The 17,346-nt window shown below is 60.1% G+C and carries 19 protein-coding genes; 7 read left to right on the top strand and 12 right to left on the bottom strand.

Features of this window, described 5'->3' with window-relative positions:
* Positions 1-31: 31 nt before the first annotated feature.
* The 4 genes from ACYUCQ_RS12630 (at position 32) to ACYUCQ_RS12615 (ending at position 4,856) form a co-directional block, all read left to right on the top strand.
* Positions 32-1,915, top strand: coding sequence for a tetratricopeptide repeat-containing sulfotransferase family protein (locus ACYUCQ_RS12630; RefSeq protein WP_460254898.1), 1,884 nt, complete (start codon positions 32-34; stop codon positions 1,913-1,915).
* A gap of 119 nt (positions 1,916-2,034) precedes the next feature.
* Positions 2,035-3,201 carry a GmrSD restriction endonuclease domain-containing protein gene (locus ACYUCQ_RS12625; RefSeq protein ID WP_460254897.1) on the top strand — a complete coding sequence of 389 codons (1,167 nt, stop codon included), beginning with the start codon at positions 2,035-2,037 and terminating at the stop codon, positions 3,199-3,201.
* Entirely contained in the window at positions 3,198-3,845 is a 648-nt protein-coding gene (locus ACYUCQ_RS12620; RefSeq protein WP_460254896.1) for an MAE_28990/MAE_18760 family HEPN-like nuclease, read from the top strand. Before ACYUCQ_RS12625 ends, ACYUCQ_RS12620 begins: the two co-directional genes overlap by 4 nt.
* 513 nt (positions 3,846-4,358) lie before the next feature.
* Entirely contained in the window at positions 4,359-4,856 is a 498-nt protein-coding gene (locus ACYUCQ_RS12615; RefSeq protein ID WP_460254895.1) for a hypothetical protein, read from the top strand.
* A 74-nt stretch (positions 4,857-4,930) separates the two neighbouring features.
* On the opposite strand, the gene ACYUCQ_RS12610 is transcribed toward ACYUCQ_RS12615, so the two are convergent.
* From ACYUCQ_RS12610 to ACYUCQ_RS12565, 10 genes are all read right to left on the bottom strand, one after another.
* Positions 4,931-6,025, bottom strand: coding sequence for a class I SAM-dependent RNA methyltransferase (locus ACYUCQ_RS12610; protein ID WP_460254894.1), 1,095 nt, complete (start codon positions 6,023-6,025; stop codon positions 4,931-4,933).
* Positions 5,985-6,398 (bottom strand): holo-ACP synthase, encoded by a 414-nt coding sequence (gene acpS, locus ACYUCQ_RS12605; RefSeq protein ID WP_460254893.1) that lies wholly within the window; start codon positions 6,396-6,398, stop codon positions 5,985-5,987. Before acpS ends, ACYUCQ_RS12610 begins: the two co-directional genes overlap by 41 nt.
* Before the next feature lie 22 nt (positions 6,399-6,420).
* Positions 6,421-8,700, bottom strand: a complete 2,280-nt coding sequence (locus ACYUCQ_RS12600) for a RelA/SpoT family protein (protein ID WP_460254892.1) — start codon at positions 8,698-8,700, stop codon at positions 6,421-6,423.
* An 18-nt stretch (positions 8,701-8,718) separates the two neighbouring features.
* On the bottom strand, positions 8,719-9,132 hold the full coding sequence (rpoZ, locus tag ACYUCQ_RS12595) for a DNA-directed RNA polymerase subunit omega (protein WP_460254891.1): 414 nt from the start codon (positions 9,130-9,132) through the stop codon (positions 8,719-8,721).
* 84 nt (positions 9,133-9,216) lie between these two features.
* Positions 9,217-9,666, bottom strand: coding sequence for a DUF805 domain-containing protein (locus ACYUCQ_RS12590; protein ID WP_460254890.1), 450 nt, complete (start codon positions 9,664-9,666; stop codon positions 9,217-9,219).
* Between the two features lie 175 nt (positions 9,667-9,841).
* Entirely contained in the window at positions 9,842-10,468 is a 627-nt protein-coding gene (locus tag ACYUCQ_RS12585; RefSeq protein WP_460254889.1) for a DUF805 domain-containing protein, read from the bottom strand.
* Positions 10,469-10,518: 50 nt separating this feature from the next.
* On the bottom strand, positions 10,519-11,139 hold the full coding sequence (locus ACYUCQ_RS12580) for a DUF805 domain-containing protein (protein WP_460254888.1): 621 nt from the start codon (positions 11,137-11,139) through the stop codon (positions 10,519-10,521).
* Positions 11,140-11,189: 50 nt separating this feature from the next.
* A complete protein-coding gene (locus ACYUCQ_RS12575; RefSeq protein WP_460254887.1) occupies positions 11,190-11,759 on the bottom strand; it encodes a TM2 domain-containing protein in 570 nt (189 codons plus the stop codon).
* Positions 11,756-12,148 (bottom strand): hypothetical protein, encoded by a 393-nt coding sequence (locus tag ACYUCQ_RS12570; RefSeq protein ID WP_460254886.1) that lies wholly within the window; start codon positions 12,146-12,148, stop codon positions 11,756-11,758. Before ACYUCQ_RS12570 ends, ACYUCQ_RS12575 begins: the two co-directional genes overlap by 4 nt.
* Positions 12,149-12,243: 95 nt before the next feature.
* Positions 12,244-13,206, bottom strand: a complete 963-nt coding sequence (locus ACYUCQ_RS12565) for an isoaspartyl peptidase/L-asparaginase family protein (protein WP_460254885.1) — start codon at positions 13,204-13,206, stop codon at positions 12,244-12,246.
* Positions 13,207-13,284: 78 nt separating this feature from the next.
* Between ACYUCQ_RS12565 and ACYUCQ_RS12560 the strand changes: the two genes are divergently transcribed.
* A complete protein-coding gene (locus tag ACYUCQ_RS12560) occupies positions 13,285-14,079 on the top strand; it encodes an enoyl-CoA hydratase-related protein (protein WP_460254884.1) in 795 nt (264 codons plus the stop codon).
* Here the strand turns inward: ACYUCQ_RS12560 and ACYUCQ_RS12555 are convergent.
* Both ACYUCQ_RS12555 and ACYUCQ_RS12550 read right to left on the bottom strand, forming a co-directional pair.
* Positions 14,051-15,241 (bottom strand): MFS transporter, encoded by a 1,191-nt coding sequence (locus ACYUCQ_RS12555; RefSeq protein ID WP_460254883.1) that lies wholly within the window; start codon positions 15,239-15,241, stop codon positions 14,051-14,053. The two genes, ACYUCQ_RS12560 and ACYUCQ_RS12555, sit on opposite strands and share 29 nt — an antisense overlap.
* An 8-nt stretch (positions 15,242-15,249) precedes the next feature.
* Complete coding sequence (locus ACYUCQ_RS12550; protein WP_460254882.1) at positions 15,250-15,543, bottom strand: BolA family protein; 294 nt, start codon at positions 15,541-15,543, stop codon at positions 15,250-15,252.
* Positions 15,544-15,623: 80 nt separating this feature from the next.
* Between ACYUCQ_RS12550 and ACYUCQ_RS12545 the strand changes: the two genes are divergently transcribed.
* Positions 15,624-16,205, top strand: coding sequence for a J domain-containing protein (locus ACYUCQ_RS12545; RefSeq protein WP_460254881.1), 582 nt, complete (start codon positions 15,624-15,626; stop codon positions 16,203-16,205).
* A 66-nt stretch (positions 16,206-16,271) separates the two neighbouring features.
* A complete protein-coding gene (cobS, locus tag ACYUCQ_RS12540; protein ID WP_460254880.1) occupies positions 16,272-17,285 on the top strand; it encodes a cobaltochelatase subunit CobS in 1,014 nt (337 codons plus the stop codon).
* Positions 17,286-17,346: the final 61 nt, after the last annotated feature.

Below are 17,346 nucleotides of genomic sequence, written 5' to 3'. Positions count from 1 at the left end.
ATAAAAACACGTAGAACGGGGAATTTTCACGATGGTTGATATGACGCCTTGCCCGTGCGGATCGGGGTTGCGGCGGTTGCGCTGTTGCGCGATGGATTTGGCGACTTTAAGCCCGGCGGAGTCGAGTGCGGCGTTGAAGCCGATGTTGGAGGAGGCTGAGGTTTCGCTCCAGGCGCGGGATGGTGCAGCGGCGGCGGCGAAGCTGATGGCGGTGCTGGAATTGGCACCGGGGCGCGAGGATGCGCTGTTTGCGCTGTATCGGCTGCGGCGCGAGGAGGGCAAGCTGGGGGCGGCGGAGACGCTGCTGCGCCGGCTGGTGACGATTAATCCGAATAATTTCATGCCGACCAATGAGTTGACGCTGTTGCTGCTGGGGCGGGGCGCGCTGGCGGAGGCGGAGGTGCATGCGCGCAATGCCATTCGGATCGCGCCGCGCAGTGCGCAGGCGCATAATTTGATGGGGTTGGTGATGACCGAGGCGAACCGGTCATTGATTGGGGAGTATCATTACCGGGAAGTGTTGCGGCTGTTGGAGCGCGACGATGCGGTGACGATGGCGAATTTGGCGTGGAATTTGAAAACCCAGGGGCGGATTGAGGAGGCGCGGGCGCTGTATCAACAATCGGTCGCGCTTAATCCGAATGTGTTGCAGACCTTGATTGGCTGGGCGCGGACGGAGGAGGCGGACCGGAAATTTGACCGGGCGCTGGAGCTGATTGATCAGGCGCAGGCGCTGGTGGAGCGGCTGCATCGGGAGGCGCATGAGCAGGCGCAGGCGCAGGCTTTGGTGCCGAGCGAAGCGCCGCCGACGCCGGTGAACCCGGCGCTGGGGCTGACGCGGGCGACGATTTTGGCGCGGCAGGGCGAGACCGAGGCGGCGATTGAGCGGCTGCGGGGGCTGGGCGAGAGCGGCACGCTGGGGCCGGCGGAATTATCCGAGCATGGGCGGCTGCTGGACCGGGTGGGACGCTATGACGAGGCGTTTGCCAAGTATGATGCCGGCAAGAAGCGGGCGCTGGAATTGGGCGCGCGCAAATATATGGAAGAGGTGGCGCAGGATATGGCGAACCGGCTGCGCGGGTTTTTCACCGAGCGGCGGCTTTCCACCCTGCCCCGTGCGACGCTGCGCGCGGATATGCCGCAGCCGATTTTCATTGTTGGGTTTCCGCGCTCAGGCACCACGCTGATTGAGCAGACGCTGAGTGTGCATCAGCGGATCGCGGCGGGGGATGAGCTGCCTTATATTAATGATTCGACGTTTTTAATTCCGCGCTTGCTGGGCAGCCCGCTGGGCTACCCGGATGCGTTGGCGGAATTATGGATGGGCGATCAGCGCGAGGGGTTGGATTTGCTGCGCGATCATTATTTGACGCGGGCGCGGCAATCGGGGGTGTTTCGCGAGGGGGCGACCTGGTTTACCGACAAGATGCCGTTGAATGAGACGCATTTGGGGCTGATTCATTTGATGTTCCCGCAGGCGCCGATTATTCATTTGCACCGGCACCCGCTGGATGTGGTGTTATCGGTGTATTCCAATCATTTGACCCATGGGTTTTTCTGTGCGGCGGAATTGGAGACGATTGCGAAGCATTATGCGCTGACCATGGGGCTGGTTGCGCATTACCGGGAGAATATTCCGGCGTTGCGCTATAAGGCGGTGCGGTATGAGGATGTGGTGGACCGGCAGGAGCGCGAAATTCGCGGTTTGCTTGAGTTTATCGGCGAAGATTTTGATCCGGCCTGTTTACAGTTTGAGAAGAACCAGCGTTATGCGCGCACGGCGAGCTATGCGCAGGTGACGGAGAAGCTTTATGATCGGTCACGCTATCGCTACCGGCATTACCGGACGCATTTGGAGCCGGTGCTGCCGATTTTGGCGCCGATTATTGAGCGGTTGGGGTATGGGGTGGGGTAGGATGAGGTGACTTCCCCTTCCAGTGGACTGGACTGATTCGGAAGCTTATGTTATTATACCTGACTAGTTAAATTACCGGATTTAAAATTTTCTGTAACCGACGCTTAATTGGAGGTCCAATGGGACTTAGAGCAGAAATTGATAGCGCTGCGCGTCAAGTCTCTACCGACGCCTTTAGCTTGACGATCGGAGAGATCATCAATCTCTATCGGGACGGGGATATAAAAATAGACCCTGATTTTCAAAGGCTTTTTAGATGGGATACTCCGAGAAAGTCTCGGCTAATCGAGTCTATTTTGGTAAGGATACCTCTTCCTCCTATATTTGTCTTTGAACTTGCTGATAGCAAATGGGAAGTGATCGACGGCCTTCAGAGACTTTCCACAATTCTTGAATTTGCAGGGGAATTGAAAAATCCAGATACTGGCCAACCAGAAGTCCCGTCAGCTTTGATTGGCACTCAATATCTACCCTCGTTGAGAGGTGGGTTTTGGTCTCAGGAGCTTCTTAATAGGCGAATTGAAATCGACGAGAATCGAGAATCGTCTGATGATCAAGCATTCATTGACAATCGTGACAAATATTTTGTTATTGACACAGATGTGCAGCGCTCGATCAAGAGGACAAAAATTGGTGTGCAGCTTCTCGAGAAAAAAAGTGATCCGAAAAGCAAGTATGATTTATTTCAGCGGCTAAATAGTGGCGGGCTAGCGGCGAATGACCAGGAGCTTAGAAACTGCGCTCTAGTGATGGTTAGTCGTAATTTTTTCTTTAGATTGAAGGAATTTGCAGAAAATCAAAAATTTGCAAGCTTGATTCCGTTGGGCGTATTATCAATTCAGAAGTCAAATCACTTGGATAATCTCTGCAAAATTATGTCGTTTGCATTTCGTGATTATAAACTTGGGACCGACATAGAAGAATTTGTTACAAATGCGATGGTTGATATTGCAAGTTGTGTTGATGAATTTGATGGCTATTTCAACAAAATGTCGACAGCGATTGATTTACTGACTGAGGCGTGCGGTCCAAATGCATTACGTCCGTATCGTGATGGCGAGTTTTCTGGTCGTATAGGACGAACTTCAATTGAAATTATTCTAGTCGGCGTCATTCGGTGTCTAGATAATATATTGTCCAAGACGCATCCTCAGACTTTTATCAAAGAACAAGTGATGGCTTTTTGGGCGTCTGCGGAATCCAAGAAATATTCGGTCGCAGGCGTTGCCGGCACTGATCGTGTTCAATATACAATCCCCCGCGGAACCGAGATTTTCTCGGCATGAGCCTTGAAGATGAATTCTCAGCGCATCTCACTAGTGATATTACATGGAGGGTGAGAGAGCTATCTGAAATTGTTCGAGCGTGCGGTCCAAGTGCTGATAATGATATATTGCGCGCTGCTCTTTTGAGGGCATCAGTTCCCTTAATGTATGCCCATTGGGAGGGTTACTTTGTTAAAGCATCGAATAGCTATTTAAATTTTTTGGCCGAGAAACGGACTTTACTTTCTGCTATGCGAGATGAATTTTGGGCACTTTCTGTTATAAAGAGGTTTCAGCACGCGAATTACGTTGGAGACGAAAAATTTCGTCGTTTCTTGATATCTATAAGATCAGATCCAGATAGAAGCCTGAAAAAAGGCAGCTTCAATAAAATAAATGGCAGATCAAATCTTTCGTCGTCGGTATTGGTTACTTGCTGTGAGATGGTTGGATTATCGCCATCGTTTTTTGAGCCTTACTTCGAATTTATTGACAATAACCTGATCGTGAAACGTAATTTTATAGCGCACGGAGAGTCTCTCCGCTTTTCAAGTGCTGACGTTGGGCCTTATAGGGATAAGGTTGTTGAATTGATGAGGATCACATTTAATCAGTTTGACAATGCAGTTACTCGGGAACTTTATCTACGTGCCCCGCCTCATTGAACGCCACCTTAGCTCCAGCCCAATCTGCCGGATAGAGCAAGCGTAGGATGGGTAAGCGAAGCGCTACCCATCAGTTCCGGACTCTGAGCGTTCACACTTCAAAGCCTCCCGCGCCTCATTCAACGCCACCTCTCCTGCGGCCTCATCTGCGGGATCAAACCCCGTGGCCACCGATTAATAAAACGATGAATATGGCCAATCTGCAATGCTAACAACCAGACTGTGTTGCACCGGATTCAGTCGTGTCCCGAGCCTCGGCATCAAAAAGCGATGGGTAGCGCTGCGCTCACCCATCCTACGCTTGCTGAGTAGTTTCAAGATCATGGTTGTGTTTGAAAACGATTCTTGTTTTGAAAAGTTAGAGCGCGAAGGAAAGGTGTTGTGCGGTGTTGATTTGAACCTAGCTCACGCCAACTGGTCGTATCCGGATGCGTGCAGAAGTCCGTCCGTAGAGCGTCAGCGGGATCAGATATTTGCTGGCATCAATTTATGTAAACATCGGAGTTCAAATACATGAACTACTACGAAAATGTTGTTTTCGATTATCTTCGCGCAGATCGATCATTATTCATAAATACAGAATTTTGTATTCAATTAAACGAAAGTGACAATCCAGATACTAGTGGTCCTCATTGGTATTGCGATGCGGTCGTGTGTGACTGGGCACGGCATGAAATCTTTCTCTGCGAGATATCGTATGAGCGCCAACTTTCGAGCTTAAAAAAGCGTTTAAATGGTTGGAATAAGAACTGGACAGGTCTTCTCAGCGCACTTTGTCGGGATGGCAGTCTGCCCAGCGATTGGTTGGTGCGCCCATGGCTGTTCGTCCCTGAGTTTCTCGTCGATCAACTAATAAATGCGTTAAATAAAATGAAAAATTCGGAGGAGGGCTTAAAATTTCATCCTCGAATTACAACGCTTGAGATGGTCCAACCGTGGCTCTATCGTTCCTGGGATCGCCGGGAGGAAGAAAAAAAACCAGAATCTATCCCGGCAGAAATGAGGGAATAAAGCAAGCGTAGGATTGATGAGCGAAGCGATACCCAACAATGGCGGAGACAGCGGGTGGGGTGGCGACGCCGACGTTAGCGGCGCGAGAAAATGGCGACGGATTCTAGGTGGTCGGTGCCTGGGAATTGGTCGATGGGGGTGGTGGCGGTGAGCGAATAGCCGGCGCGGCGGAGCGAAAGGGCTTCGAGGGTTAGGGCGTCGGGGTTGCAGCTGATGTGGATGATGGTTTTGACGCCGGAGGCGGCGATGGCGGGGCGTTGGGGGCCGGTGCCGTCGAAGGGGGGGTCGAGGATGAGGGCGGCGGCGGCGAAAAAATCTTTGGGGGTGAGGGGGCGGCGGGCGAGGTCGCGGGGTTCGATGGTGAGGCGGCTTGATTGTTGGGCGGCGCGGGCGGCGGCTTCGAGGGCGGCGCAGGCTGGTTTGTTGCCTTCGACGGCGTGGATGCGGGCGTGGGGGAGCAGGGTGCCGGTGAGGGTGCCGATGCCGGCGTAGAGTTCGATGAAGCGGGATTTGCGGGTGAGGTTGCGGGGCAGGCCGGCGAGGATGGCGGTGCGGATGGCGGCTTCGCCTTCGAGGGTGGGTTGGAGGAAGGCGCCGGGGGGTGGGGTGATGGTGAGCGGGCCGGATTGCAGGGTGGGTGCGTGTTGGACGAGGATGGGTTCATCGCCGAGGCTGAGGCGGGCGAGGTTATGGGTGCGGGCGAAGGTGATGAGGCGGGCGCGGTCGGCTGGGGTGGCGGGGGCATCGAGGGTGATGGTGAGGTCTAGCCCGTTATCGACCTGGTTGATGAGGATGCTGCCGGTTTTGCGCAGGGCGGTGAGTTGGGGGACGAGGGTGCGCAGCGGGGCGATGAGGGCGGCGATGGCTGGCAGGGCGGCGGGACAGGAGAGGATATCGACCACGTCGCGGGCGCGGCGCTGGTGAAAGCCGAGGCGGATCGCGCCGTCATGGCGTTGGAGCGCGAGATCGACCCGGCGGCGGGTGCCGAAGGGAATTTGCACGAGCGGGGCGATGGGGGGAGCGGGATAGCCGGCGCGGGCGAGGGCTTGGCGCAGGCGTTCGAGTTTGTCGGGCGGGGGGGATGCGGCGCAGCCGCCGCAGGTGCCGAGATGGGGGCAGGTGCTGGGGTCAGGCTGGGTTGGTGAGGGGTCGGGCTTCGATAATGACATGGGCGTAGGCATAGGGGTATTCGTCGGTCAGGGACAGGTGCAAAAACGCGGTATGGCCCGGCGGGATGAGGGTGGCGAGCTGGGTGGCGGCGCCGCCGGTGAGGGCGAGGGTGGGTTGGCCGGTGCGCAGATTGACCACGCCCATATCGGAGAAAAACACGCCGCGGCGAAAGCCGGTGCCGAGGGCTTTGGCGCAGGCTTCTTTGGCGGCGAAGCGTTTGGCGTAGCTGGCGGCGCGCTGGTGCGGGCGGCGTTCGGCGCGGGCGCGTTCGGTTTCGGTGAACAGGCGGAGGGCAAAACGGTCTCCGAAGCGCTCCAGGGAGCGCTCGATGCGGCGGATGTCGCAGAGATCGGAGCCGATGCCGATGATCATGGATAGATGATGGGGGCGAAAATCATGTTTTGGCGCGATCGACCTGGGTGACGCCGCCGGCGGCGCGCAGGCCGGCGATGACTTGGGAGAGGTGGCGCAGGTCGCGCACTTCGATGTCCATCAGGCATTCGAAAAAATCTTGCTGGCGGTGGACGATTTTGAGGGATTCGAGGGAGGCGTTTTGTTTGGCGACGGCGTTGGCGAGGTTGGCGAGGGCGTTGGGGGCGTGGGATGCGATGACGCTGACGCGGCCGGTGAAGGGTTTGTCTTTGCCCACGCCATTGGGGCCTTCGCGGGTTTGGCTGAGTTGGGCGTAGTCCCAATCGACATCGATGAAGCGTTCGGGGGTGTTGGCGAAGGTTTCGAGGGTGAGGCAGTCTTTGGTGTGGATGGTGACGCCTTTGCCGGTGGCGATGATGCCGGCGATGGGATCACCGGGGAGGGGGTGGCAGCAGCCGGCGTAGTGGATTTCCATGCCGGAGATCAGGCCGGTGATGGGCAGGGTGTTGGGTTTGGCGGCGCGCGGCGGGCGGGCGAGCATGCCGGGGATGGTGCGCGGGCCGCGATTTTCGCGCAGGGCGGGATAGGCGGCGTGGACGACGTCTTTCGCGCCGAGATTGCCGGTGGCGACGGCGACGTAGAGATCATCGAGGCTGGCGGTTTTGAGGGGTTTGAGGATGGTTTCGAGGATTTTTTCGCTGCCATCCACGCCGTCTTGGCGGAAGGCGCGGGCGAGGGCGGCTTTGCCTTGGTCGCGATGTTGGACGCGGACTTGCTGCGCGAGGAAGCGGCGGATGCGCGCCCGGGCTTTGCCGGTGACGACGAAGCGTTCCCAGGAGGCGGAGGGGGTGCCGCCACGGGCGGTGAGGATTTCGACCTGATCGCCATTTTGCAGGGCGTAGCGCAGCGGCATCAGGCGGCCATTGATGCGCGCGCCGACGCAGGCATCGCCGATTTGCGAGTGGACGGCGTAGGCGAAATCGACCGGGGTGGCGCCACGCGGGAGCTGGATCAGTTGGCCTTTGGGGGTGAAGCAGAAGACTTGGTCTTGGTAGAGTTCGAGTTTGGTGTTTTCGAGAAACTCATCGGGGGCGGAGGAGTTTTCGAGAATTTCGAGGAGGTCTTGCACCCAGCGGAATTGTTTGAGGTCGGCATTGGAGGGTTCGCCGCGCTTTTCGCCGGATTGTTTGTAGAACCAGTGGGCGGCGACGCCGTTTTCCGCGATGTCGTGCATTTCGGGGGTGCGGATTTGCACTTCGATTTTCTGGTTGCGCGGCTGGCGGAGGGTGACGCCGGTGTGCAGCGAGCGGTACAGGTTGGATTTGGGGGTTGAGATATAGTCTTTGAAGCGGCCAGCGATGACCGGGAAGGCGGCGTGGATGGCACCGAGGGCGACGTAGCAGGCATCGCGGGTGGGGACGATGATGCGAAAGGCCATGATGTCGGAGAGTTGTTCGAAGGCGACGTTGCGGCGCTGCATTTTTTCCCAGATCGAGAAAATCGATTTTTCGCGACCGAGGATTTCGATGGTTTCGATGCCGGCCTCGCGGCAGACGCGCATCAGGTCGGCGCGGACTTCTTCGATGACGTCAGCGCCTTGGCCGCGCAGGAAGTTGAGGCGGTTTTGGATCGAGTCGAAGGCTTCGGGGTCGATGACGGCGAAGGCGCGGTTTTGCAGTTCGACTTTGACGCGCTCCATGCCGATGCGTTCGGCGAGGGGAGCGTAGATTTCCATGGTTTCGCGGGCGATGCGCACGGCGCGGTCACGTTCGGTGACGAAATGGATGGTGCGCATATTATGCAGGCGGTCCGCGAGTTTGACGAGCAGGACGCGGATGTCCTTGCTCATGGCGAGGACGAGCTTGCGGAAATTTTCGGCTTGTTTGGTGCGATCGGACTGGAGTTCGAGGCGGGTCAGTTTGGTGACGCCATCGACGAGGCCGGCGATTTCGGCACCGAAGCCGGCTTCGAGTTCGGGGAGGGAAATGCCGGTGTCTTCGATCACGTCATGCAGCAGGGCGGTGGCGATGCTGGAGGTATCGAGCCGGTAATCGGCGAGGATGTCCGCGACGGCGACGGGGTGGGAGATGTAGGGATCGCCATTGTCGCGGCGTTGGGTGGCGTGGGCGGCGGCGGCGACCTGGTAGGCGTGCTCGATGATCGTGGCATCGGCTTTGGGATCATAGGCGCCGATGCGCGAGAGCAGGGGCGCGATCAGGTTATCGGTTGGGGTGCCGCTGGTGCTGCCTTCGGGTGCGAAGAGCGGCGGGGTCGTTCGCGAAAAGCCGTGCCACCCCGCCATTTTGGCCTGATGCCTGGATCAGCGGCGGCGCAGGCTGCCGCCGCCGAGTTCCGCTTCGATGGCGGCGGCGATGTCTTCGGAGGTCATTTCCTCGGATTCGGCGGCGAGGGCGGCGGCTTCTTCCTCGGCGGAGACATCTTGCAGGCCGAAAATATTTTGATCGGTCGGGATCAGATCCTGCACTTCTTCGTCGGCGGGCTCAGGATCGGGCACGCGGGAGAGGGATTTGACCAAATCCTGTTCGAGGCCGGAGAAATCGACCGAGGCGGCGGCGATTTCGCGCAGCGCGACGACGGGGTTTTTGTCGTTATCGCGATCGATGGTGATGGCGGCGCCACGGGCGAGATTACGCGCGCGCTGGCTGGCGAGCAGAACCAGCTTGAAGCGGTTGGGCTCTTGTTCGATGCAGTCTTCAACGGTTACGCGCGCCATGCGGCGATCTCCATACCAAAATAGTGAGGTGGCTCAACGGAGAGAAATAGCACGGGTTATGGCGCGGTGCAATAAAAGCGGCGCTTACCAGATATCGGGCCGGGGCTGGGTGCTGATTGGGGCGCCGAACCGGTTGGGGCCTGGGGTGCTGGGTAGGCAATTAATGACCAGGAGGACGAGCGGGCCGAGGGGGATGATGAGCAGCAAAGCGAGCCAGCCCGATAGGTTGCGGTCATGCAGGCGGCGGACTTGCACGGCGAGATTGGGCACGAACAGGCCGAGGAAAAACAAAACGCCCATGGTGCCGATTTTGCCGATTTGATACGGGCCGAGCATTAAGGGGTGGAGATCGTGCAGGAGCGTATCGAGGATGCTGGCGAAGATTTGGGCGAGGAAATTGAACAGGTAGAAATACCAATATTCGGCGCGCGGGGCGCGGCCGGTGAAATCGGCGAATTTGTTGAAGCAGATCTCCACCGAATTGGGGAAATTGCGTGGCAGGCGGTCCAGCCGGTCGGATCGGGTGCCGATCATGCGCTGGGGCCGGACGTGCGATGCGGTCGGGTCGATGCGATAAAACGGGGCAATCGCGCCAGTCTCCGGTTCAGTGTGGTGGTGGCCTCTTGGGCCGGGGGGTGCGGCCAGATTGGTGGTTTACACCAGATAGCCGATAAAGCGCCTGGGGGCCAGACGGCGGGCGGGTTGCGCGTCAGTAGCGGTCAAAGAACGGAACTTCGCCATTCTCGGGTCCGTAGCGATTATCGCCTCGGGTGCCGGGCAGGCAGGTCCAAACCAGGATTAGGAGGAAATAGCCGAGGAAGAAAAGAATGGCCAAGCCGATATAGGCGCCGACGGCGGGATTGCGCTGGGGCTGCATGACGTGCGCGAGGCCGTTTGGTGCGAAAATTTTGCTGAAATCATAGGTTAATCCAGCGATGGCCCATGGGAGGGCAAACCAGCCTGAGCGGTTGAGATCATGCAAGCGCCTGATCAAGACGGCCAAGTTGGGGACGAAGAGCAGCAAGGATGCGGCGGGGAGAATGGGGCGAACATCGAGCTTGAAAATTGCGCCGATGAAGCCGCAAACGAGACCATAGCCGATATTCACGATTAGGACGAATAATTGGAAGAACCAAAATTCGGCGCGCGGGGCGCGGCCCCTGAAATTCGCGTAGTTTTGCAGGCAGATTTCGACGGAATGACCAAAGGTGCGGGGAATGCCATCACCCGGGCTGAGGGCGCGGGTGATGGGTTGGCGGGCGCCGCATTGTGGGCAGAACGGGGCGTGAAGGTTGATTTGGGCGCCACAACCCCGGCAATACACGGTTCCTGACATGGTCGATGCCTATTGGTTGATCAGTGCAGTGACGGGGCGGGGCGCGGTGATTAGAGGCGATATTGCGGGGTGACCTCGCCATTTTCGGGGCCGTAGCGGTTATCGCCGACAGTGCCACGCAGACAGAAGATCACAAGCAGAACAATGCCCCAGAGACCACCGGTGGCGCCGACCAGAACGAACGGCAAGAAGGTCGGAGAGTGGATGAAAGCCGGGGTCATTGGCCCAAACACCGCTTGTTGGAACAGGGACATCCCGTTCAGGATGATGATTGGTAGAAACCACCAGCCCGACATATCTCGATCATGCAGGCGGCGCATCGAGACGCTCGTCGAGGGCAGAAACAACGCCAGCCCCACTAGCACGACCAGGATATGCAGGTTGGCATGGGTCGCGAGTTCGATCACGCCGACCAGCATAAAGGTAGCGATCTGGACAATGGCCGAGAACAGGACAAAAAACCAATACTCGGCGCGCGGCGCGCGGCCCTGGATGTTGACATATTTGTGAAAACAGATCTGGACGGCGTTAGCGAATGTGCGGGGAATGCCGTCACCCGGAGTTGCGGCGCGCCACCCCGCTTGCGCCTGCGGTGCGCCGCATTGCGGGCAGAGCGGCGCGGACGCGTTGATCGAGGCGCCGCATGCACGGCAGAATATGGTTCCTGACATTCAAAAACTCCTGGAGGGGCTTGGATGGATCGGCGCGGCAGACGGCACGGTTAGCGACGGTTATATTTAAGGGCGAAATCTTCGTCAGACATCGTTACATAGATAACACCTTCGATCAGGGCAATGATTGTGGGAATGAAGGTCCAGCAAAATAGAAAATACAGCACCGCCAAACCGACATCGCCGAGATAGAGCTTGTGGACGCCTAAGCCGCCGAGGAAAAACGCGAGCAAGGCGGCGGTGACGCGGCTTTTGGGGGGGCCGTAGGACGGGCCGTAGGGTTGGCCATAGGGGTTGGTGACGCGCTGGGGTGCGCCGCAATGCGGGCAGAGCGGGGCGGTGGCGTGGATGGTTTGGCCGCAGCCGCGACAAAAAGCGGTGTTGGCGCTGGCGATGGCGCTGAGAGCCTGGCCGGGCGCGCCGGGTGTGGCGGTCAAAGCGCGGGATTGGGTAGCGCCGCATTGCGGGCAGGCTTGCGCCGAAACATGCATGACGGTGCCGCAGGAGAAGCAGAATTTTTGGTCCTCACGCCGCCCGGCTGGGTTGGGCGGCGGCGCTTGGTTATGAGCGATGGCGTCATGGGCTTCGAGCGGGGCGGGGTTGATCGGATCATCGCTCATTGCGGGCGGCTCCACAGGCGGTCAGCGACGGTATCGACGCCGGGATGGCGCGTGGATTGCGGGAGGCTGAAAATATGGCCGAACAGATGGCGTAGCGTTTGGAGCGGGCCGGCATGGCCAATGACCCGCGCGATATGGACCCAGAGCACGGCATAGGCGGTGGCGATCACCAGGCCGATGATGATCGGCGTGGCTTCACGCCGATCAAGCCGCCCGAGGACGAGCAACAGCGCGTGGACCAGCATGAGGAGGGCGCCGATCAGCATGACCGGGGGCAGCGGCGCGAGACAGAGCAAAAAGGCGAGGATCACGCCGCGATCATGGCCGCGCAGGGCGAGGCGCACCCGCGTGGCTAACTCGTTCAGTTCCCGTTCCAGAGCGCTTTGCATCAAACCTACCTTGTTAATGGCGGGATTACCGTTATGGGCGAGGTAACCGCATCATTCGCTTGCTGTAAAGCAAGCGTTGGGGGATCGCAAAAGTTTCATGCGGCGATGGTGCGAAATGCCTCGCGGTGGATCGCGGTGTGCAGGGCGCCATCCTCAGTGACGAAGCCGCGATACATGCCGCTGGAATTAAAGACCAAGGCGGGTGCGCCGGTGGGGCCGAGGGCGATCAATCCGCCATCACCGCCATGATCGGCGAGTTCGGTGATGACGCTCTGCGCGGCGGCGGCGAGCGCATCGCCGCGATAGCGGATGCGGGCGGCGATGTCAGCGGCGGCAGTGTAGCGGATGAAGACTTCGCCGGTGCCGGTGCAGCTCACCGCGCAGGTGGCGTCATCGGCGAAGGTGCCGGCGCCGAAAATCGGGGTGTCCCCTACCCTGCCCGCTCGTTTGGCGGTGAGGCCGCCAGTGGAGGTGGCGGCGGCGAGGTGGCCGGCATGATCGCGGGCGACGGCACCGACCGTGCCGTGGCGGTCCGCATCCGAGCGGCTATCCGGCGCGCCGGAAGCCCGGCGGGCGAGTTCGCGCTGCAAGGCGGCGACCCGGCTTTCGGTGAGAAAATACGCCGCCGGTTCGAACGGTATTTGGGCGGCACGGGCGATGGCGAGGGCGGGTTCGCCGATCATCAGCACCGGACCGGCGCGATCAAGCACGGCGAGATCGAGCACCGCGCGGGCGGCGCGGATCGGGTTGCGCGGGCCGCAAATGCCAGCGACCGCGCCGGCTCGGCGATCCACACCGGACATGATGGCGGCATCCATTTCCAACGTGGCCTGATCGGTCAGCACCGCGCCGTGACCAGCGTTGAATTGGGGGTCATCTTCGAGGGCCATGACGGCCTCGGTCACCGCATCGAGCGCGGAGGCGCCGGCGCGCAGGCACGAAAAACCGCGACGCAGGGCGCGGCGCAGGCCTTCATGCCGGGCGGCGGCGACATCATCGGTGAGGTCGCTTTGCCGGAGGGTGCCCGCACCGCCATGGATTGCCAAACAGATACTCATTTTCGCTCCTTAATCACGCGAGATCATTGCCGCTTTAGCAACCATGCGGCACTATGCGCAAAACCAAGGAGCAAGAAAATGGACGATGAATTGATTGTCGCGGCGATGGGTGCGGTGCGGGTGCTGCGGCTGAACCGGAGCGACAAGCTCAATGCGCTGAACCCGGCCTTGCTGACGGCGCTGAGTGCGGCGTTTGGCGCGATTGAGGCGGATGACACGGTGCGGGCGGTGCTGTTGACCGGGACCGGGCGCGGCTTTTGCGTGGGTGCGGATTTGACCCAGAATCAGGGCGGTGGATTGCGGGATTTGGGCGCCTCGATCGAGCAGATGTATAATCCGTTGGTGCGGCGGATCAGGGCGTTGAACCGGCCGGTGATTGCGGCGGTGAATGGCGTGGCGGCCGGAGCGGGGGTGAATTTGGCGCTGGCGGCGGATATTGTGCTGGCGGCGGAGTCGGCGAGTTTTATTCAGGCATTTGTGCGCATCGGGCTGATTCCGGATGCGGGCGGGACGTGGTTTTTGCCGCATTTGATCGGGGATGCGCGGGCGCGCGGGTTGGCGATGACCGGCGAGGCGATTAGCGCGCAGCAAGCGATGGATTGGGGGATGATTTGGCGCTGCCTGCCCGATGAGGGGTTTGCCGAGGCGGCGCTTGATTTTGCGCAAGCGATGGCGGCGCGACCCACCCAGTCGCTCGCGGCGATGAAGCGGGCCTTTAATCAGGCGGCGACCCAGACGCTGGATGCGCAGTTGGATTTGGAGCGCGATTTGCAGCGGGTGATGGGGCGCACGCCCGATTTTATCGAGGGGGTGCGCGCTTTCATTGAGAAGCGCCCCGCGCAATTTACCGGCGCACCACCGCAAGCAGGCTGATCAGCAACGTCGCGCCGCCGAACCCGGCGAGGATGGTGCTGGGGGCGGCACCGCCATGCAGCAGGGCTGTCAGCGCGAGGCTGGCGATGATCATGGCCACCGCGTTCAGCACGTTGGCGCCGGCAACGGCGCGGGCGCGGGCATTGGCTGGCGCGAGCGCTTGCACCAAAGCGAGGCTGGGCACGGCGATCAGCCCGCCCGCCACCGCGATAGCGAACAGGATCAGGAGCACCCCCGCGAACGGCGGCGCGAGATCGCTCACCGCGAGGCCGAGCAGGAGCGAAAGAGCGCCGAGCGCGATGCTGCCGGGCCAAGCCGGGGCGAGGCTGAGGCGCCCGCGCATCAGGCGGGCGGCGAGGAAAGAGCCGGCACCGATGCCGAGCGAAAAGATGGCGAGGCCGAGTGTGACGGCGTGCGGGCCGCGATGGAGCTGAAGTTTTAATAAGGGTGCCAGCAAGGTCAGGGCGGTGATGCCGGCGAACCAGAACCAGCTTGAGACCAAGGCGGCGCGCCAGAGGGCTGGGCTGGTGCGCAGAATCTGGATTAAGGCGGCGCTGCTGGCGGCGAGATTGGCGCGGATGGCAAGGCCTGGTTGGGCGGCGCCGTGCCGTGGGATGCGCGTTGAAGCGACGAAACTGGCCAGCCCCGCCAGCATCACCAGCCCGGAGAGCAAGAGCGGATGGGTGGCACCGATGGCGGCACCGAGGGCGGTGCCCGCGAGGATGGCGAGGAAAGTGGCAAAATCGATCAGCGCATTGGCTTGGGGCAGTTCATCCGGGTGCAATAATTCCGGCAGGATGCCGTATTTGACCGGGCTGAACAGGGCGGCGAGCACGCCGAAGGCGAGCAGGGCAGCGAACAGGATTGGCACGGCGTTGAGCAGGAAGCCGGCGACGGCGAGGGCGGCGGCGGCGATTTCGGTGAATTTCAGGATCGAGGCGATGCGGGCTTTATCGATCCGGTCGGCGAGTTCACCGCCCAGGCCGGAGAGCACGACGAAGGGGGCGATGAACACGCCGCCGGCGAGGGCGACCAGCGGCAGGGCGGCGGGGCCGTGCCGGTAGAGCAGCAAGACGGTCAGCGCGGATTTCAGAAAATTGTCATTGAACGCGGCGAAGCCTTGGCACCAAAACAGGGCGGCAAATCGGCGATCCAGGAGCAAAGGGGTGGTCAGGGCTCGTTGGGGGCTTTGAGGGTGAGGGAGAGCGCATGCAGGCCGGTGTCAAACTCGGCTTTGAGGGCGTCTTGCACCGCGCGCGAGCGGGCGACGCGGTTCATGCCGGTGAAAATCGGCGCGGTCATCGCCAGGCGATAATGGGTTTCACCGATATGGGGCGCATGGCCGGGCTGCTGCATGCGGGTGGTGTGCTTGGCGTGTTTGGCGCTGTCATCCTTGATTTCCAACAGGGTTGGGCTGAAGGAGGTGGTCAGGATGGTGCGGATGCGGTCGGTGCGTGTGTTCATAGGTGGATTGTGCACTGCACGAGGCAGGTTGCCAAGACGCGAACAAAGGGCAAATTACCGATCATGAAGATTGAGTGCCCATGAGCAGGACAACCCGCAGGGTGCGTGCGTTCGCCCCCGACCCGGATGCACCGATGCAGACCTGCGATGTGCAAGGCTGCCCGCACCCGGCGGCGTATCGTGCGCCGAAATCGCGCGATCATTTGCGCGATTATTATTGGTTTTGCCTTGAGCATGTGCGCGCCTACAATGCGGGCTGGGATTATTACAAAGGCATGAGTCCCGGCGAGATCGAGGTTAATTTGCGCGCGGATACTGGCTGGCAGCGCCCGACCTGGCCGCTCGGGCGCAATGGCGGGATTAGCGAGGCGTTGGAGGCGGAGTTGGCGGCGTTTGCGGGGGTGGGCCGGGCGCGGGCGACGCCGGCAGAGGAGCGCGCGCCGCCGGAATTGCGCGAGGCTTTGGGGGTTTTGGGGCTGTCATGGCCGGTGACGCGCGAGGCGGCGCGGCTGCGCTATCGGGAATTGGCCAAGCGGCATCATCCGGATGCGAATGGCGGTGATAAATCAGCCGAAGAGCGGTTGAAGACGATTAATCTGGCGTATGCGACGCTGCGCCGGTCGCTGAGTGCAGCGCCTGCGCAGACAAGCGCCTCGCATTGAGGGGTGGGCAGTTGCAGATCGTGAGATTAAGGCTAGTTTGGTGGTTCCATGAAGGATGATGTTTCGATGTCCAATATTGCTTCTCTGACTGAAACGCGCGGCTTGCCGACCTCCAGCATCGATCGGCCTGACCGGATGGTGCGGGCGGCGGAGCTGTTTGGCGTTGAGTGCAGCTTTGATATTCCGGCTTATTCGCAGCGCACCGAGCATGTGCCTGAGATTGATGAGAGCTATCGGTTTGACCGGGAGACCACGCTCGCGATTCTGGCGGGGTTTGCGCTTAATCGGCGGGTGATGATCCAAGGCTATCACGGCACCGGGAAATCGACCCATATCGAGCAGGTGGCGGCGCGGCTGAACTGGCCTTGTATTCGGGTCAATTTGGACAGCCATATCAGCCGCATCGATTTGATCGGCAAGGATGCGATTGTGCTCAAGGATGGCAAGCAGGTGACCGAGTTTCGCGAAGGGTTGCTGCCCTGGGCGTTGCAGCATCCTTGTGCGCTGGTGTTTGACGAGTATGACGCGGGCCGCCCGGATGTGATGTTTGTGATCCAGCGCGTGCTGGAGGTTGAGGGCAAATTGACGCTGCTCGATCAGAACCGGGTGATCCGCCCGCATGCGGCGTTCCGGCTGTTTGCCACGGCCAATACGGTGGGGCTGGGCGATACGACTGGGCTGTATCACGGCACGCAGCAGATCAATCAGGGGCAGATGGATCGCTGGAACATTGTGGCGACGCTGAATTATTTGCCGCATGCCGAAGAGGTCGCGATTGTCACCGCGAAATTGGGGATCCCGGCGAGCGACAAGGCGGCGGTGGCCCGGATTCAGAGCATGGTCGCGCTGGCGGATTTGACCCGTGCCGGGTTCATCAATGGGGATATTTCGACGGTCATGTCACCGCGCACGGTGATTACTTGGGCGGAAAATGTGAATATTTTCAAGGATGTTGGCTTCGCCTTCCGGCTGACCTTCCTGAATAAATGCGATGAGGCGGAGCGCGCGACGGTTGCGGAATATTATCAGCGCTGCTTTGGCGAGGAGCTTGCCACGAGTGCCACGCCACGGCGCGTGTGAGCCGGGGGGCTGAGGTGATCAGGCGCAAGGCGGATCGCTGCATGGGATTGAGGGCGGTCTG

The sequence above is a fragment of the Acidiphilium sp. MT5 genome (genome assembly GCF_054767495.1).
Note: the sequence above shows the minus strand (reverse complement) of the source record. Positions and strands in the feature narration are given on the sequence as shown.

What these genes read in the sequence shown, in the direction of transcription:
- ACYUCQ_RS12600 (WP_460254892.1), bottom strand. Translation starts at nt 8,700, where the DNA reads ATGGCGGGGTGGCACGGCTTTTCGCGAACGACCCCGCCGCTCTTCGCA.
- ACYUCQ_RS12590 (WP_460254890.1), bottom strand. Translation starts at nt 9,666, where the DNA reads ATGATCGGCACCCGATCCGACCGGCTGGACCGCCTGCCACGCAATTTC.
- ACYUCQ_RS12550 (WP_460254882.1), bottom strand. Translation starts at nt 15,543, where the DNA reads ATGAACACACGCACCGACCGCATCCGCACCATCCTGACCACCTCCTTC.
- ACYUCQ_RS12625 (WP_460254897.1), top strand. Translation starts at nt 2,035, where the DNA reads ATGGGACTTAGAGCAGAAATTGATAGCGCTGCGCGTCAAGTCTCTACC.
- ACYUCQ_RS12560 (WP_460254884.1), top strand. Translation starts at nt 13,285, where the DNA reads ATGGACGATGAATTGATTGTCGCGGCGATGGGTGCGGTGCGGGTGCTG.
- ACYUCQ_RS12545 (WP_460254881.1), top strand. Translation starts at nt 15,624, where the DNA reads ATGAGCAGGACAACCCGCAGGGTGCGTGCGTTCGCCCCCGACCCGGAT.
- ACYUCQ_RS12565 (WP_460254885.1), bottom strand. Translation starts at nt 13,206, where the DNA reads ATGAGTATCTGTTTGGCAATCCATGGCGGTGCGGGCACCCTCCGGCAA.
- cobS (WP_460254880.1), top strand. Translation starts at nt 16,272, where the DNA reads ATGTCCAATATTGCTTCTCTGACTGAAACGCGCGGCTTGCCGACCTCC.
- ACYUCQ_RS12575 (WP_460254887.1), bottom strand. Translation starts at nt 11,759, where the DNA reads ATGAGCGATGATCCGATCAACCCCGCCCCGCTCGAAGCCCATGACGCC.
- ACYUCQ_RS12585 (WP_460254889.1), bottom strand. Translation starts at nt 10,468, where the DNA reads ATGTCAGGAACCGTGTATTGCCGGGGTTGTGGCGCCCAAATCAACCTT.
- ACYUCQ_RS12610 (WP_460254894.1), bottom strand. Translation starts at nt 6,025, where the DNA reads ATGTCATTATCGAAGCCCGACCCCTCACCAACCCAGCCTGACCCCAGC.
- acpS (WP_460254893.1), bottom strand. Translation starts at nt 6,398, where the DNA reads ATGATCATCGGCATCGGCTCCGATCTCTGCGACATCCGCCGCATCGAG.
- ACYUCQ_RS12580 (WP_460254888.1), bottom strand. Translation starts at nt 11,139, where the DNA reads ATGTCAGGAACCATATTCTGCCGTGCATGCGGCGCCTCGATCAACGCG.
- ACYUCQ_RS12620 (WP_460254896.1), top strand. Translation starts at nt 3,198, where the DNA reads ATGAGCCTTGAAGATGAATTCTCAGCGCATCTCACTAGTGATATTACA.
- ACYUCQ_RS12630 (WP_460254898.1), top strand. Translation starts at nt 32, where the DNA reads ATGGTTGATATGACGCCTTGCCCGTGCGGATCGGGGTTGCGGCGGTTG.
- ACYUCQ_RS12615 (WP_460254895.1), top strand. Translation starts at nt 4,359, where the DNA reads ATGAACTACTACGAAAATGTTGTTTTCGATTATCTTCGCGCAGATCGA.
- ACYUCQ_RS12570 (WP_460254886.1), bottom strand. Translation starts at nt 12,148, where the DNA reads ATGCAAAGCGCTCTGGAACGGGAACTGAACGAGTTAGCCACGCGGGTG.
- rpoZ (WP_460254891.1), bottom strand. Translation starts at nt 9,132, where the DNA reads ATGGCGCGCGTAACCGTTGAAGACTGCATCGAACAAGAGCCCAACCGC.